The organism is Bradyrhizobium sp. CCBAU 53351, from assembly GCF_015291745.1.
Taxonomy (GTDB): domain Bacteria; phylum Pseudomonadota; class Alphaproteobacteria; order Rhizobiales; family Xanthobacteraceae; genus Bradyrhizobium.
The window spans coordinates 219,239-233,679 of record NZ_CP030060.1 but is presented as its reverse complement, the minus strand read 5'-3'; the positions used below and the strand labels follow the sequence as shown (position 1 = coordinate 233,679).

Annotated in this window: 15 protein-coding genes; 4 read left to right on the top strand and 11 right to left on the bottom strand. The window is 58.8% G+C overall.

All coding sequences use genetic code 11. The annotated features are described in order from the left end of the window. Both XH83_RS36070 and XH83_RS36065 read right to left on the bottom strand, forming a co-directional pair. A complete protein-coding gene (locus XH83_RS36070; RefSeq protein WP_206733166.1) occupies positions 1 to 633 on the bottom strand; it encodes a thiamine pyrophosphate-dependent enzyme in 633 nt (210 codons plus the stop codon). Between the two features lie 5 nt (positions 634 to 638). After that, positions 639 to 1,196 carry a phosphonopyruvate decarboxylase gene (locus tag XH83_RS36065; protein WP_232995587.1) on the bottom strand — a complete coding sequence of 186 codons (558 nt, stop codon included), beginning with the start codon at positions 1,194 to 1,196 and terminating at the stop codon, positions 639 to 641. 292 nt (positions 1,197 to 1,488) lie between these two features. Here XH83_RS36065 and XH83_RS36060 point away from each other — a divergent pair, with 292 nt between their 5' ends. Beyond that, on the top strand, positions 1,489 to 2,937 hold the full coding sequence (locus tag XH83_RS36060; protein ID WP_128929662.1) for an aldehyde dehydrogenase: 1,449 nt from the start codon (positions 1,489 to 1,491) through the stop codon (positions 2,935 to 2,937). Positions 2,938 to 3,090: 153 nt separating this feature from the next. Continuing rightward, positions 3,091 to 4,350: a Glu/Leu/Phe/Val dehydrogenase gene (locus XH83_RS36055; RefSeq protein ID WP_128929663.1), complete on the top strand. Its 1,260-nt coding sequence runs from the start codon at positions 3,091 to 3,093 to the stop codon at positions 4,348 to 4,350. Between the two features lie 198 nt (positions 4,351 to 4,548). Here XH83_RS36055 and XH83_RS36050 read toward each other — a convergent pair whose 3' ends face one another. Next, positions 4,549 to 5,484 (bottom strand): LysR substrate-binding domain-containing protein, encoded by a 936-nt coding sequence (locus XH83_RS36050; protein WP_128929664.1) that lies wholly within the window; start codon positions 5,482 to 5,484, stop codon positions 4,549 to 4,551. A gap of 92 nt (positions 5,485 to 5,576) precedes the next feature. Between XH83_RS36050 and XH83_RS36045 the strand changes: the two genes are divergently transcribed. Beyond that, positions 5,577 to 6,425, top strand: a complete 849-nt coding sequence (locus tag XH83_RS36045; RefSeq protein ID WP_128929665.1) for a MaoC family dehydratase N-terminal domain-containing protein — start codon at positions 5,577 to 5,579, stop codon at positions 6,423 to 6,425. 13 nt (positions 6,426 to 6,438) lie between these two features. Beyond that, positions 6,439 to 7,590 (top strand): CaiB/BaiF CoA-transferase family protein, encoded by a 1,152-nt coding sequence (locus tag XH83_RS36040; RefSeq protein ID WP_128929666.1) that lies wholly within the window; start codon positions 6,439 to 6,441, stop codon positions 7,588 to 7,590. Between the two features lie 137 nt (positions 7,591 to 7,727). Here the strand turns inward: XH83_RS36040 and XH83_RS36035 are convergent, their stop codons facing one another. The 8 genes from XH83_RS36035 to XH83_RS36000 form a co-directional block, all read right to left on the bottom strand. After that, on the bottom strand, positions 7,728 to 9,092 hold the full coding sequence (locus XH83_RS36035; protein WP_128929667.1) for an acetyl/propionyl/methylcrotonyl-CoA carboxylase subunit alpha: 1,365 nt from the start codon (positions 9,090 to 9,092) through the stop codon (positions 7,728 to 7,730). Further along, complete coding sequence (locus XH83_RS36030) at positions 9,092 to 9,859, bottom strand: LamB/YcsF family protein (RefSeq protein WP_128929668.1); 768 nt, start codon at positions 9,857 to 9,859, stop codon at positions 9,092 to 9,094. Before XH83_RS36030 ends, XH83_RS36035 begins: the two co-directional genes overlap by 1 nt. Before the next feature lie 28 nt (positions 9,860 to 9,887). Further along, positions 9,888 to 10,301, bottom strand: a complete 414-nt coding sequence (locus XH83_RS36025; RefSeq protein ID WP_128929669.1) for a biotin/lipoyl-containing protein — start codon at positions 10,299 to 10,301, stop codon at positions 9,888 to 9,890. Continuing rightward, positions 10,298 to 11,302 carry a biotin-dependent carboxyltransferase family protein gene (locus XH83_RS36020; RefSeq protein WP_128929670.1) on the bottom strand — a complete coding sequence of 335 codons (1,005 nt, stop codon included), beginning with the start codon at positions 11,300 to 11,302 and terminating at the stop codon, positions 10,298 to 10,300. The genes XH83_RS36025 and XH83_RS36020 overlap by 4 nt, the downstream gene beginning before the upstream one ends. Continuing rightward, positions 11,299 to 12,003 carry an allophanate hydrolase subunit 1 gene (locus XH83_RS36015; RefSeq protein WP_128929671.1) on the bottom strand — a complete coding sequence of 235 codons (705 nt, stop codon included), beginning with the start codon at positions 12,001 to 12,003 and terminating at the stop codon, positions 11,299 to 11,301. The genes XH83_RS36020 and XH83_RS36015 overlap by 4 nt, the downstream gene beginning before the upstream one ends. Further along, positions 12,000 to 12,476: a biotin/lipoyl-containing protein gene (locus XH83_RS36010; RefSeq protein WP_164933834.1), complete on the bottom strand. Its 477-nt coding sequence runs from the start codon at positions 12,474 to 12,476 to the stop codon at positions 12,000 to 12,002. Before XH83_RS36010 ends, XH83_RS36015 begins: the two co-directional genes overlap by 4 nt. Positions 12,477 to 12,733: 257 nt before the next feature. Further along, positions 12,734 to 13,534, bottom strand: coding sequence for an ABC transporter permease (locus XH83_RS36005; RefSeq protein WP_128929673.1), 801 nt, complete (start codon positions 13,532 to 13,534; stop codon positions 12,734 to 12,736). 9 nt (positions 13,535 to 13,543) lie between these two features. Then, a complete protein-coding gene (locus tag XH83_RS36000; protein WP_206733165.1) occupies positions 13,544 to 14,440 on the bottom strand; it encodes an ABC transporter permease in 897 nt (298 codons plus the stop codon). Between the last annotated feature and the right edge of the window lies 1 nt (position 14,441).

Here is a 14,441-nt window from a genome sequence, read left to right as displayed (position 1 = left end):
TCAGCCGCCCGCACGAGCTGCATCCGCCAAAGCAGCCTTGAAACGGACGCGGCACACGGCCGGATCCAGAGTTCGCTTAAACTTCGGCGGATCGGTGGGCTTGACCCGCATCAAGATGAAGACGGCATCTTCAGATTCCCGCAGCAACTTGCTGCCTTTCGGTAGCTCGGCTGCTGTACCGATAGTCAGGGTGCGCCTGATGCCGGACCCGACGGCGATCTTCTCAAGGTCTACGCCCAAACTCGTATGGCTGCGCTGGTAGCCGGTTTCGCCGTAGTGACCGTTGTCGACACAAACGATTCTCAAGTTGGGAGGATTGCGGACGCCGATGGTGGCCAGGGACCCGACGTTCATCAGCAACTCTCCGTCACCGCAAAAGGCGATGACGGTACGATCGGGACGAGCGAGAGCGAGACCCAACCCCATCATCGTCGCCGCCCCCATGGCCCCTCCGAGACCATAGGCGGACGGACCATCGTTCACCAGCGAAGTCACATCGCGCGCGGTGCCAGCCAAGCCCGCGATGAACAGGAACTCCTTGTGACCTCCCACTAACGCTGGAACGGCCTCACGTCGATCAAGGACGTAGCGCTCGTCGAACTCCGGATTGCCAACATTTGCTTTCATGATCATGCCCCCTAGAACGCCTTCGCGCCGATGAGTTTTTGAGTGAGGAGGACCGCAACTGCCTCGCCGCCTTGGAAGGCCATCGTGATGGCAGCCGAGACGACAGGCACGACGTCCTCAGGCCGGTCTACACGCAGACATCGAACCGACATCGCTTCCAGGACCGGCTCGACGGCCCTCCCCATCGGCATCTGCCAGGGATTACCCTCGCCGAAATCTCCGCGCATACTCAGGAGCGTCAAGAAAGGGAAGCGTCCGCCCGCTATCAGGGAGAGAAGGTTGACGCAATTACCCGCGCCGCTGCTCTGCATAAGCAGCACGCCACGGGCGCCGCCCAACTCGGCACCCGCCATCATCGCGACACCTTCTTCTTCGGTTGTAAGCGCGATCGACTCGACCTCGGCATCTGCGAGCGACTCGTTGATGAGAACGGTGTGGCCGGCATCCGGGACGTAGGCAAACTGCGTGAAGTTGTTTCGTCGGAGCAGGTCGTACAACTCATATTGCCAGCCCGCCCGGGCGGCTTCCTTCGCCTTAACGCGGCTCTCTGCGTGCACAGCTGCTGACAATGAACGATCCTCCTTGTATCTCCGACCAACCCGGCAACCGGGACGACGTCGTAGTGATTGCTACGATCAGTGAGCCGGAGACGTCAAGGCGAGATCGACAGCCGGTCGCTTCCCGCGCTGCACCAAACCACGGCCGTCGCGACAAATTTACTCGAAGTCCCCGAAGCTTACGCGCAGGACAAGCCTCCTCTTTCATTTTGATCATACTTCCATAACAGCTGCTGTCGTTGCCCATGCTGCTACCTCGATCTATTGAGCTGCTTGTTGCGAACGCTCAAACGGAGGAGATGGAATGCAGCACTTCGAGATGGTGATCGGAGGAAAAAAGCGCGCGTCAAAGAGCCAACGGCGATTGGAAACACAGAACCCTTTTACATCAGAGACCTGGGCGACTGTCCCGCAAGCCGATGCTTCCGACGTGAACGACGCAGTCGACTCCGCACACAGGTCATTCGTCGAAGGACCTTGGCCTCGGCTGACCGGAAAGCAGCGAGGGGTTATTCTTCACCGGGTTGGAGATCTCGTGCTGAAGAACATCGAGAGCCTGGCGCGATGGGAGATCCGCGACAACGGAAAGACTATTTCCGAAATGCGGACCCAAATGCAGACGATGGCGCAGTGGTATCACTACTACGCCGGCCTTGCCGACAAGGTCCACAGCTCCGTTATCCCCGTCGATCCGGAGAATTATTTCAACTACACACGATACGAGCCGATCGGCGTCGTCGCCGCGATCACTCCGTGGAATTCGCCGTTGAGACTTCTTTCCTGGAAGATTGCCCCGGCCCTCGCCGCCGGCAACACGGTGGTCGTCAAGCCATCAGAATTCACATCCACATCGACACTGTTGTTCGTGGATCTGCTCGAAGAGGCTGGAGTGCCGCCCGGCGTCGTGAATGTTCTTACCGGCTACGGCTCCGAGATCGGACCCGCGCTGGTCCAGCACCCACTAGTCGCCAAGATCTCCTTCACTGGTGGTGTCGACGCCGGTCGCAAAGTCTACGAGCTCGCCGCTCGCCACCTCAAACCGGTAGCCCTGGAACTGGGCGGGAAATCGCCTAACATCATTTTCGAGGACGCCGATCTGGATGCTGCGGCAGCCGGTGCCGTCGGAGGTATTTTCTCCTCGACCGGGCAAACATGTGTCGCGGGCTCCCGCCTACTCGTTCAAGAGACGGTGCTTGAACAGATCCTTGAAAAGCTGGTCCGGCGTGGAAGCGGCATGCGGCTGGGCGACCCGTTGGATCCAGCGACCGACATCGGCCCTGTCGCGACGGAACAGCAATTCCGCAAGATACTTTCGATGATTGACACAGCCAGCTCGGAGGGCGCGCGGCTAGTGCTTGGCGGCAAGCGATCCCACGCCCCGGAATGCGGCAAGGGATGGTTCGTCGAACCGACGATCTATGCCGATGTGAAGAACACGATGACGATTTCCCAGCAGGAAGTCTTTGGTCCCGTTCTTTCTGTTATCGCGTTCAAGGATGAAGAGGATGCGATCCGCACGGCTAATGCGACCAACTTCGGCTTAGCCGGGGGATTCTGGACCAAGGACGTAAGTCGCGCTCACCGCGTCGCAGCCCGACTCCAGGCCGGAACGGTCTGGATCAACATGTATCGGAAGACTGATCCTGCCGTTCCCTTTGGTGGTTACAAGACATCCGGCTTGGGGCGTGAAAGTGGGATCGACGCGATGAAGGATTTCCTTCAGACGAAGAGCGTGTGGCTCCGATTGCAGTAGACATCCCGCTGCTATTTCGGGCCTGCGTGCTTGCACGCCCGCAAGTTCTCACGTGATCGCCGGCGCTGCGAGACAGCCGCGCGTCCTCCATCCGCTCGCGGGCGCTTAGTCGATTGCTCCCGGGCCGTCGCTTATTGATAAATCGGAGCCAAAATGAGCATCTATAGTGGGCCCGTCTTCGAGATGGCTTCACGACAGTTCACCGTGATTGCCGATCATCTGGCAATTCCCATCGACGAACGCAGCCGCTTGCTTCTTCCCAAGCGCGCCATCTCGGTTTCTTGCCCCATCCATTGTGATGACGGGTCGATCTCCGTATTCGAGGGCTATCGAGTCCAGCATCACCTTACACTCGGGCCGACCAAGGGAGGAACGCGCTTTGCCGCTAGTGTTGATATCGGCGAAGTCGCCGCCCTCGCGATTTGGATGAGCTGGAAATGCGCACTGGTCGGACTACCCTATGGCGGCGCGAAGGGCGGTATTCGTGTCGATCCAGCGAAGATTTCCCACCGAGAGCTTGAGGCGCTCTCGCGCCGCTATATGCAGGAGATGATTCCGTTCGTGGGTCCGCACGTCGACGTCATGGCTCCCGATATGGGCACCAACGAGCAAGTGATGGCGTGGTTCATGGACACGTATTCCATGTACCAGGGGCGTACCGTAACGGAGATCGTAACCGGCAAGCCTGTTGGCGCGGGAGGCACCTTAGGGCGTCGGGAGGCGACAGGACGCGGCGTCGCCCATCTGGCCAAACGAGTTTTGAAGGATCTGTCGATCGACTGGTCGACGGCGACCGCGGTGGTTCAAGGCTTCGGCAACGTCGGCTCGTACGCGGCACTGGAGTTGAGCAGGAGCGGCGTCAAGATAGTAGGTGTCGGCGACCACACGGGCGCATTTTACGACCGTGCAGGCCTCAACGTCACACAGTTGATCCGTCATGCGGCGAGGCACGGAAGTCTGTCTGATTATCACGAAGCGCCCCGTCTCGATCCAGCCGAGCTCCTGCAGCTTCCTTGCGACGTCCTTGTGCCAGCAGCCATGGAGCGGGTGATCGATGATCGCGTGGCGCGGGATCTGCGATGTCGCGTGCTTGCTGAGGGCGCCAACGGCCCGACCACTCCGGAGGCTGATCTGGTCCTAGAGAGGCGCCGCAACGAGATATTCCTCATACCGGATATTCTCTGTAACTCGGGCGGCGTGATCGTGAGTTATTTCGAGTGGCTTCAAGACCTCCAGCAATTGTTCTGGGAAGAAGAAGAGGTTATGCGGAGGGAATATCAGATCCTCGATCGCGCATTCAACGATATGGTTACCCGCGCCGCTCGTGACAACGTCTCTCATCGAACCGCCGCCATGGCCATAGGTGTCGAACGAGTGCGGGCAGCGAAAACGACCCGAGGGCTTTTCCCATAATAAGCTCACCATTCTTCGCTAACGGCGAGCGGCACTCTGCCCATCCTCATCTCACGAAAATGCCGAGACCTTTGAAGGCCTCGGCGAGTCAGGGAGGAAACGCCTCATGCGAGGCCGAGATCTAAAGCGCACGCGGCGAACTCTTTGTAAACTCGTTTCTGCCGAAAGCCGCCCTCGCGGTGGGCGAACACTGGCTGATTATGTCCGCAGGGGGCCGGCATCTCCGCCGATTTCGGCGAATCGAGACCTAGTAGACCTCGCTATGTCCGCTATTAGTCTCTGCACCAGATCTGATACGGGACGATCGACCGGGAGGCAGACCACAAGATTGCGTTGGGCCCAGTTATCCGACAACTCGACAGCCCGCGCTCCTGCGTCCTTCACCGAAGAAGAGATGACGCTTACTGGGACGACGGCAACGCCGGCGCCCGCAGCCACCATGCGGCAAACACTTTCAAACCCTCGCAAACGTATGCGGATGACCAGCTCTCGACCGAGCCTTCGCGCATGATCGGCGAGATATGTCTGAATGGATGCCTGCTCATCTAGGCCGATGAAGTGCTCGTTCAACACCTCGGCGAACCCTATTGAGGTGTAGTCGGCGAGCCAATGCCCCGGAGGAACCAGTACGACAAGGCGGTCCACTCCGAATGGCTCCGTTCGCAGCCCTTCAAACTGCGCATTCTCGGCGGCAATTCCGAGGTCTGCTTCACCCGCTCTTACCGCCACCGCGATGAGATCCGACGTCTGCTCCTGGAGATCGACCGTCACGTCGGGATGCCGGGCGAGATAGCTCGCCAAGACATCCGGAAGGAAGCTTGCGATGGCATTCGAATTGGCCCGCATCCGTATCAGGCCCCGTTCGCGCTTTCTCCACGATCGGACCGCCCCGCTCAGCCGCTCTGCCTGCATAAGTATGCTGCGGGCGTGCCCGGCGAACTCCAGTCCCGCTGAGGTCGGTCGTGTCCCTTTGACCGTACGCTCGAACAACTGCAGGCCAGCCCGCTCCTCTAGCGATTTCATGCGTTCGGACAGCGCAGAAACAGAGAGGTTGGCATGTCTGGCTGCCGCGGCAAGCCCACCTCTGTCCACGACGAGCACAAGCAGCCGCAGATCCACCAGATCGAAATGCATGCCTTTCTCCAACTCCGAATGCTGTTGCTGGATAATACGACTGTTGGTCCACCAGCGATATCCAATAGGTTCGACCAGAACGAGAGGTCTAGATGGTTGACGGACACGACTACCAGGAATGGATCGGGCGCACAGTAACCCAGGAAGACATGGTGACAGCCAGTCCGATTGAGCGTCTGGATGCGACCCTCGAAACCGACCACCAGCTCTATTCAACGGGGGTTGCGCTGCCTCCGCTGGCCCACTGGTTGTATTTTCTACCTAACGAACGGCAATCGACATTAGGGCCTGACGGGCATCCCAAGCGCGGGGGCTTTCTTCCTCCCATCCATGACCTTCCCCGGCGGATGTGGGCGGGCAGCAGGCTCACCTTTAAGAGCCCGCTGCGCGTGGGCATGCATGTCAAGCGGACATCGACGATCGAAAGCGTGACGTCCAAACAAGGTACGACCGGCCCTCTGGTGTTCGTCACGGTAGGGCACGCCGTCCACGACGAGAACGGCCATCTACTTCTGACGGACCATCACGACATTGTCTATCGAGATGTCACAGCGCCCGCCGACAGAGCGAGATCAACTGCACCGAAAGGACCATGGCATCGCAGCATCGTGCCGGATACCGTCATGCTGTTTCGCTATTCGGCTCTCACGTTCAACGGCCATCGTATTCACTATGACCGAACGTACGTCTTTGCGGTGGAAGGTTATCCAGGCCTGATCGTCCATGGTCCGCTCATTGCTACTCTCCTGATCGATCTCGTTAGGCGCAGTCTCCCTTCCTCAGTGGTGGTGAAGGCATATTCCTTCCGCGCGGTGTCGCCGCTTTTCGACGGCAGCGAACTTCATCTGAATGGCAGTCCGCCGGACGAAACCGGAAAAATCCTGCTGTGGGCCACGAACGATCGGGACGAGCTTATCATGAAGGCGGAAGCTACAATCTAAGGTCGGAGGTGTCGTGACGCGGCCACTGGACGGGGTATTGGTCATCGCAATCGAGCAGGCAATCGCGGCTCCCTATTGCACGCGTCAGCTTGCCGACCTCGGCGCCCGAGTCATAAAGATCGAACGGCCCGATGGTGGCGACTTTGCTCGGGCCTATGATACGCGTGCGCGTGGTCTTGCCAGTCATTTCGTCTGGACCAATCGGTCGAAAGAGAGCGTCACCTTCGACCTGAAACGGCCGGGAGCGTTGGAAGCCGTGCAACGGCTCATCGCGCACGCAGACGTGTTTGTGCAAAATCTTGCTCCAGGGGCAGCTGCCCGCCTAGGGCTCGCCGATGGCGTGCTGCGCTCCACATACAAGCAGCTGATTACTTGCAACATATCTGGATACGGTCCGAATGGGCCGTGGGAGAAGCGCAAAGCATACGATCTACTGATTCAGGCGGAGGCCGGCTTTTTGTCAACGACCGGCACGCCGGACGCCGTTGCAAAGGCCGGCATCTCGATTGCTGACATCGCTGCGGGCACAATGGCTTTTCAGGGCATTTTGGCCTGCTTGCTGCGTCGAGCCAAAAGCGGACAGGGCGATCATGTCGAAGTCTCGATGCTGGAGGCCATGGTGGAATGGATGGGATATCCGCTTTACTATGCGATGGACGGAGCACAACCTCCGGCTCGGGCGGGAGCTGGCCATGCCACGATCTTCCCATATGGGCCCTACGAAACTGCTGATGGCATGGTACTTTTCGGACTTCAAAATGATCGCGAGTGGGCCGCGTTCACGACGATCGTCTTACAACGGCCCGAGTGGGCCAGCGAAGCACGCTTTAAGGGCAATGCGGGCCGGATGAAAGAGCGAGCTGAGATCGATGCCGTCATCTGTGACACGTTCCGCAAGCTGCCGTCGAACGAAGCCATCTCGCGCCTCGAGACCGCCGGGATCGGTACGGCTCGCGTGAATGACATGTCCGCCGTGTGGGATCATCCGCAACTGCGCAGCCGCAAGCGCTGGGCTTATATCGAAACCCCGGCGGGCCCGATGCCATCTTTGCGACCAATTAGCGGTGAGTCCTGGCAGCCGCGTATGGACCCGGTGCCGTCCCTCGGACAACATACCGAGGCCGTCTTGAAGGAATTCGGTCTGACCGAGTTCCGCGAGAGCTGATATCTTCCTGGGACCCGAGCCCGAAGTCATCGACTCGATCGGACGCGATCTCGCACTGCACGAATTCGCCCAAGGCTGCCCGCCTTTGATGCGTGCTCGATTGCACATTAGGTTCGACGGGCCGTCGCCTATCACGCTCACCGTCGATCGGACGAGGCGCGCCGTCGAAGGATGTCTTCCAAGGAGTGGATGCTAAGGCGCGCGTCCCGAAAGGACGCGTCCTTCAATACCACCGAGTGAAGCTCGGTGTTCAACCGGATACCCTCTGCGCGCAGGTCTGCCAAGGCCGAAAGCATGCGCTCGATACACTCCGAACGATCCTCGCCCCTAGCGATCACCTTGGCTATCAAGGAGTCGTAGTGTGAAGGGACTTCCGAACCTGCCACGATATGGGTATCGACCCGAATTCCCGGTCCGCCCGGAGCCAGCCAGCTCTCAACACGACCAGGAGAAGGAATGCCGTCGAAAGGATGTTCCGCATTGATCCGGCACTCAATAGCATGGCCTCTGCAGGTGACCTCGGATTGACGAAGTCCGAGCGGCTCGCCCAATGCCACCCGAATCTGCTCGCGCACGATATCGATGCCGCTGGTTTCCTCGGTTATTGGATGTTCGACCTGTATGCGCGTATTCATCTCGATGAAAGCGAATATCCCGTCCTGGTAGAGAAATTCGAAGGTGCCTACGCCGCGATAGCCGATCGCCCGGCAAGCGGCTACACAGCGCTCCCCAAGTTCGGCGATATTGGCCTCAGGCACGCCTGGCGGCGGCGCCTCTTCAATTAATTTCTGGTGGCGGCGCTGCATCGAGCAGTCGCGGGCGCCGAGCCATACTCCCTCGCCTCCCCCATCGCAGATGACCTGGATCTCGACGTGCCTCGGGTGCTCCAAAAATTTCTCCAGGTAGATCGTCGGATTGGCAAATGCCCGCCTCGCCTCCTCCCGCGTGGCTCCGATCGCTTGGTGGAGACTTGCGCTGTCTCGTACGATCCGCATGCCGCGACCGCCGCCGCCGCCCGCCGCCTTAATGATAAGAGGGTACCCAACCTCGGTCGCACACGCTTGGCAGAGCTGCGGATCATCGGGAAGCGCGCCATGACTTCCCGCAACGCAAGGCACGCCGAGCTCGCGCATTTTCGCCTTCGCGGCGATCTTATCCCCCATTAGCCGGACAACATCGGAGGTCGGACCAATGAAGATGAGCCCAGCGCCTTCGACCGCTTCCGCGAAGTCTCCGTTCTCCGACAAGAACCCGTATCCGGGGTGAATTGCGTCGGCACCAACGGCGGCTGCTGCGAGCATCACCGCCCCAATATCCAGATAGCTCGTATCTGCCGCCGCGCCGCCGATGCAGACCGCTCGATCGGCAAGAGCAAGGTAAGCCGCCCCTCGATCTGCCTCGGAGCAGACAGCGATTGTTCGCAGCCCCAGCGTCCGACACGCGCGAATGATCCGGAGCGCTATCTCGCCTCGATTAGCGATCAATATGGACCGCACCGACATTACGCCGCAAGCTCCGTTAGCGGAACGATACGTCCTCCGCCGTCTTCGACCACCGTCCTTACGGCTCTCGCGATTTCCACAGCGCCCGGAGTATCGCTATGGACCAGGACACATTTTGCGTCGACCTTGATCCGCTTTCCCGACACGGACGTGATAGTCCCGTCATCGAGGAACTGGCTCATTCTCCTCGCAACCTCGGTCAGATCGGTGATAAGTGCGCCCGGATGTCGCCGATTAACCAAGCGAGCCTCGTCGTCGTATGCCCGGTCAGCAAAGATCTTGCCTACCACCCGCAATCCGAGCGACTTCGCGAATGTGCCTGCGTGACTCTTGACCGAAGCCGCGATGATCAGATCCCTGTCGAACGCCGCGAACACTTCGAGAATCTTCTCGATATATTCCTTGTTTTCCTGTGCCATCTGGCCCAGGGCGCCATGGGTCCCCGCGTGGGTAACCTTGTAGCCATTGACCTTCGCGATAGCAGAAAGCGCACCCAGTTGATAAAGCGCATGCTTCTGCATGTCACGCGGATCGATCTTCATCGGGATACGCCCGAAACCGAGTATGTCCGGCAGCCCGACATGTGCGCCGAGAGCTACGCCGTTCTCTTTCGCTGCCTCGACCATGCGCGTCATGATGACCGCATCGCCCGCGTGAAAGCCGCAAGCGACGTTCGCTGATGAGACCAGCTTCATCAGCGCCTCGTCGTCTCCCATCCTCCAACGGCCAAGGCCTTCGCCAAGATCAGAATTGAGATCAATCTCCATGGGTGCTCCTTTCGGCAGGACCTTCGTTTCAGCCCGATGCCATTATGCGGTATAGCGTCGTTCCGTATTCGACGTCGCTCTCACTGCGGCAGACCTGCTCGATCACACGACCGGCGACGGGCGCGATCACCGGCCTGAAGATTGGTCCGATAGCGATCACCCCGAGCAAGTCACCTTCTTGAACGTGATCTCCTACGGTCGTCGCCTCTCCCAACGGGTGTCTATTCGAGAACCTACCCACAGCAGGAGCCCGAACGAACGTGGCTGCGTCGGTCCGCTCGACGCCAGCCAGCTCTAGCGCTCTCGTCCCCACCATTTTGCGGTTGTGCCGGCCCAGAGAGAGGCGGATCGAACTCTCTCCGCGTTGCGCCTCCAACTCTTTCACGCCTGCCCGTTTCATTTGGGCGATCAACTCCGCTAATTCCCAAGACTCGATGCTCATGGGAGCTTCGCTCGCGGGGAACACCTACAAAACTTTGCCAACCGTCGGATCTCCTCGATGTAGCTGCGCGTCACCCTCTCGACATCGCGAGCTTCGGCGAAGCTGCACCGAACGAAGTGAAGACACTGGCCTGGCCTTGCTTGCCCAATCCGCCAAAGATCGGGCTCGATGACGACACCAATCTTCGGGTAACCGCCCGCAGAGTTACCGTCCGCCAGTTGTATCACCGGATCACCGGAAGGCGGCACCTGAATGACGCCAGGTACGATCGGGTGCGACCTCATTTCCACGTCATGCGTCCGGCACAGTGTCGCGCCCGTAAGATGATAGCCCATCCGGCTGCTTTTCGTGGAAATCGTCCAAGGTGTGGTCCAAAAGGCGGTTTTGGAGGATTCGTCGAACAGGTCGTACTCCGATGCCGTAATGACGCGGAGGATGACTCCCCCCGGGCTGCTGCCCGCCCACGTCGCCGACGGCAGCTCAGACAAGGCTGGACTGGCGCCATATCCTCCTAAATCCCGCAGAGTGACCGGAGCGGCGTGCCCTACCTCCAATTGGTCTCCGGCCTTAAGCGAGCGCCCTTCAAAGCCGCCGAAGCCATCGCGCAGCTGCGTACTGCGAGATCCGAGTATTACGGGAACTTCGACGCCACCGGCGATCGCCAAATACGTCCGCAAACCGTCCACCGGCTCGGACACCACAAGCTTTTGGCCGCCGCGAGCCGGCGTCACCCACCAAGGAAGTACCGCCACGCCATCGAGCTTTGCACGAGCTGTCGCGCCTGTAAGCACAAAAAGAGTGTCAGAATGAAACTTCACCGCGAACGGATACAATTGCAGTTCGATGGCGGCCGCGTTCTCCTCGTTTCCCAAAAGCGCATTGGCCGCCGCCAAGGCCACGTGATCCATCGCCCCGGATCGTCCAATCCCAAATCCTCGAAAGCCGACACGGCCGTCATCCTGCACGGAGTTGAGCGGCGGAGTCTGAACAACCTCAATCATCTCTCTATGCGCTCCACGCGGAAGCGAATTCGATCACCGACATCGAGAAGATTTGGCGGATTGCGACTTAGATCAAACGGCACCGGCGCCTCCGGTACGTGCCCGATGACGTACCAGCCGGTCGGAAACGTCGGTGGCCCACCGGCGCCGCGAGGATTTCCAAGATTTGATTGCCCGCCCCCGATCGTCACATTTCCCCCAAACGGACGCACCACGGGCACCTTTCTTCGAGGTGTGAAGAGACGTGGGTCTAAACCGAAGAGATAGCCGAATCCCGGCGTCGTGGAGGGCGCGAACACGACATATTCCGGAGTGGAATGCAGCTTTACGACGGTCTCCGGATCGATACCGTGATGAGCAGCCAGTTCACCAAGGTCCATGCCGCGATCGCCTCCATAAACGACACCAACCTCAAGAAGCTTCCCTTGTGGACCGCCCGGTTCAACTTTCCTCCAGCTCTCCAGAAGTCTCGATGCAAGTGCTTCCGGATCGGCCTTCGAAGAGTCGAACAGGACGAGAAGATTATTCATACCGACTTGAGTATCGACAACCACGTCCCATTGACCGACCTGCTTGCTAAGAGTCCAGATACGCTCCTGTGTGGGTAGACACATCGGCCCCTCCGCATCGAACAAGAGCGCCGCACTTCCGCACAAGCTCACCTGCGGGTTTGCAAACTCTATCGGCCTGGAAGGCTTCATGTCGCTTCGCCATCGCTACTGGTATTGCTATTGCACTTCACCTTGAACAATGGCCGTTCGGCCTGCACTTCCACTCCGTTTTCCACCAATATTTGCTCGATTACACCGGCTGTCGGAGCGAGCAGTGGAGTGAAGAGCTTCATCGCTTCGATGATGCCGACCTGCTGACCTGTGGAGATCCGGCTTCCAACTACTACGAAAGGTTCGGCACCCGGCGCGGGCGCGCGATGGAAAATGCCCTGCATTGAAGCGCAGACGAACGACGTCGTTTCGTCGACGGCTTCGTTCGACACGGTCGCATCAACTGGCGGATCGGAAGGCGCCGCCCCATGCATTTCCTGCCTACCCTGTGCGGCCGCAAACATCGTGATCTTTACGCGCAAGTCTCCGTCGGATGCTTCCAGCTCCTCGACCCCTGATCCATGCATCAAGCCAATGAGCTTTGAGATCATCTTGAAGTCTTCGCTTTTCATGGCTCCTTTTCGTCTCCAAGACTCATCTTCTTGCGTCGCAAACGTCGAAGCCATTCAGCCATCGATCCTCGATGGAGCTGCGTGCCAGCCATATGCTGGGCAACACTAAAAACAGTTCGCCAAAACAACGCCAATAACAAAAGTACCTACTTTCATGCATATGATGCATATAGCCCCGGCTGACGGCAGCTTCTTTTTTCCGCCGTCAAGCACCTCCTGTCGGAAGAGACCGGACGCCTTCTACACAGCAGCCGTTGCTATCGCCGGCCTGGCCCTCCCTCGGCCTCAGCAAACGCCTCCAAGCCAACCAACCTCTGCACAGCGATCAGTACAAAGACGGTTGCTCCGATCAACATCGTCGAAATTGCCGATATAATCGGACTTGCGTCCTCCTGTATCGCGGCAAAAATCTTGACTGGCAGAGTTGTGGCGTCGGGTCCGATTAGGAAGAGCGTCACGGTCGACTCGTCGAACGAAATGATAAAACTGAAGATGAGTGCCGTGACAATGCCCGGCCGCATCAGTGGAAGAATAACCTTGAAGAACATCACGACGGGCGTCGCGCCCAGATTCATCGCCGCCTCCTCGACATCCTTCTCAAGGCTCCGCATGTTGTTCAGGATCGGTCGATAAGCGAAGGGTAACGCTAGGATTGTATGGGCCAGCACAATGCCGCTATACGTTCCATTCCAGCCGAGCGATCCGATCACGGTCAGCATCACGACACCCATTGCGGCGTGCGGCAATACCAGCGGCACCAAAATCATGAACTCGAATGATGCGCGGCCCCAAAAATGGCGGCGCGCGGTCACCAATGCGGTTGTCAGCGCTAGGGCAGTGCTCGCCACCGCGACAACAAAAGCAATGACGACGCTGTCGGCCGCCGTTAAAATCCACTCGTCGCTACTGAAGAATTGACTGTACCACTTCAGTGAAGGCTGGCTGAGCGGAACTTCGATGAATCCCGACTCGAAGAATGAGGACAGCACCACGACCACAATCGGTGCGAGCAAAAAGGCGAGCACTAGGACGGCGACTATGCGGCAAGCGACTTTCATCCTACCTCCCTAAGAGGCCGCACTTTTCTTCGCACGAGCCTCGAGTAGCTGCAGAGGCAGCACGACCGCCAGGGCAGCGACGCAAAGAATCATCGCTAGCGCCGCGGCCTTCGGAAAATTGAAGAGTTGAAAGACATCTTGATAAATTTGCGCACCAAGCATCTTGTCACGCATGCTGCCGAGCAACAGAGGAGTGACCACCGATCCCATTGACATCAGAAACACGATGATGCTGCCCGTCACGATCCCAGGAAAGCTCAACGGCAACAGTACCCTGCGGAACGTTTCAAACGGTCCCGCGCCGAGACTGGCTGCCGCCTCCTCCAGTGATTTGTCCAGCCGGATCAGAACTGTCACTATCGCAAGGATCATGAAGGGTGAGAATACATGAACCAGCCCGATCACGATGGCGGTCGGACTGAACAGGATTTCTAATGGACCCGCGATCAGGCCTGATGACATCAACGCCTGGCTAATGACCCCTTTCTTGCCCAGGATCACTATCCAGCCGTACGTTCGCACGACGACGCTTACCAACCAGGGCATCATCAGAATGATGAGAAAGATGTCGCGCCTTCCCGGATATCGCGCGATCCAGTAGGCAGTGGGATAGCTTATCAGGAGCGAAATCGAGGTCGTGAGACCGGCCAACCAAATCGTTCGATAAAGAGTCTCAATGTAATCTTTACGCGCCAAGACTGCCTGGTATTGCGCGAAGCTCAATTCGTTGTTCGACGTGAACGAGCCGACCACGAGTGAGATGACACCGATCGCCAGAAGCATCAACGGTACGCTAGTTGGAACGAGAAGAAGAAATTGGGAGTCGACTTTTACCGGCCGCGCCTTGAACAACATTCCGCTGCCGCTGTGCCGCCGGGTCGTCCTCTCAGTTCCGACATCCGTCATT

Coding starts and splice junctions, on each gene's coding strand:
- XH83_RS36010 (WP_164933834.1), bottom strand. CDS start 12,476: ATGAAAAGCGAAGACTTCAAGATGATCTCAAAGCTCATTGGCTTGATG.
- XH83_RS36015 (WP_128929671.1), bottom strand. CDS start 12,003: ATGAAGCCTTCCAGGCCGATAGAGTTTGCAAACCCGCAGGTGAGCTTG.
- XH83_RS36070 (WP_206733166.1), bottom strand. CDS start 633: ATGATCATGAAAGCAAATGTTGGCAATCCGGAGTTCGACGAGCGCTAC.
- XH83_RS36050 (WP_128929664.1), bottom strand. CDS start 5,484: ATGCATTTCGATCTGGTGGATCTGCGGCTGCTTGTGCTCGTCGTGGAC.
- XH83_RS36005 (WP_128929673.1), bottom strand. CDS start 13,534: ATGAAAGTCGCTTGCCGCATAGTCGCCGTCCTAGTGCTCGCCTTTTTG.
- XH83_RS36060 (WP_128929662.1), top strand. CDS start 1,489: ATGCAGCACTTCGAGATGGTGATCGGAGGAAAAAAGCGCGCGTCAAAG.
- XH83_RS36030 (WP_128929668.1), bottom strand. CDS start 9,859: ATGGAGATTGATCTCAATTCTGATCTTGGCGAAGGCCTTGGCCGTTGG.
- XH83_RS36025 (WP_128929669.1), bottom strand. CDS start 10,301: ATGAGCATCGAGTCTTGGGAATTAGCGGAGTTGATCGCCCAAATGAAA.
- XH83_RS36045 (WP_128929665.1), top strand. CDS start 5,577: ATGGTTGACGGACACGACTACCAGGAATGGATCGGGCGCACAGTAACC.
- XH83_RS36020 (WP_128929670.1), bottom strand. CDS start 11,302: ATGATTGAGGTTGTTCAGACTCCGCCGCTCAACTCCGTGCAGGATGAC.
- XH83_RS36035 (WP_128929667.1), bottom strand. CDS start 9,092: ATGTCGGTGCGGTCCATATTGATCGCTAATCGAGGCGAGATAGCGCTC.
- XH83_RS36055 (WP_128929663.1), top strand. CDS start 3,091: ATGAGCATCTATAGTGGGCCCGTCTTCGAGATGGCTTCACGACAGTTC.
- XH83_RS36000 (WP_206733165.1), bottom strand. CDS start 14,440: ATGACGGATGTCGGAACTGAGAGGACGACCCGGCGGCACAGCGGCAGC.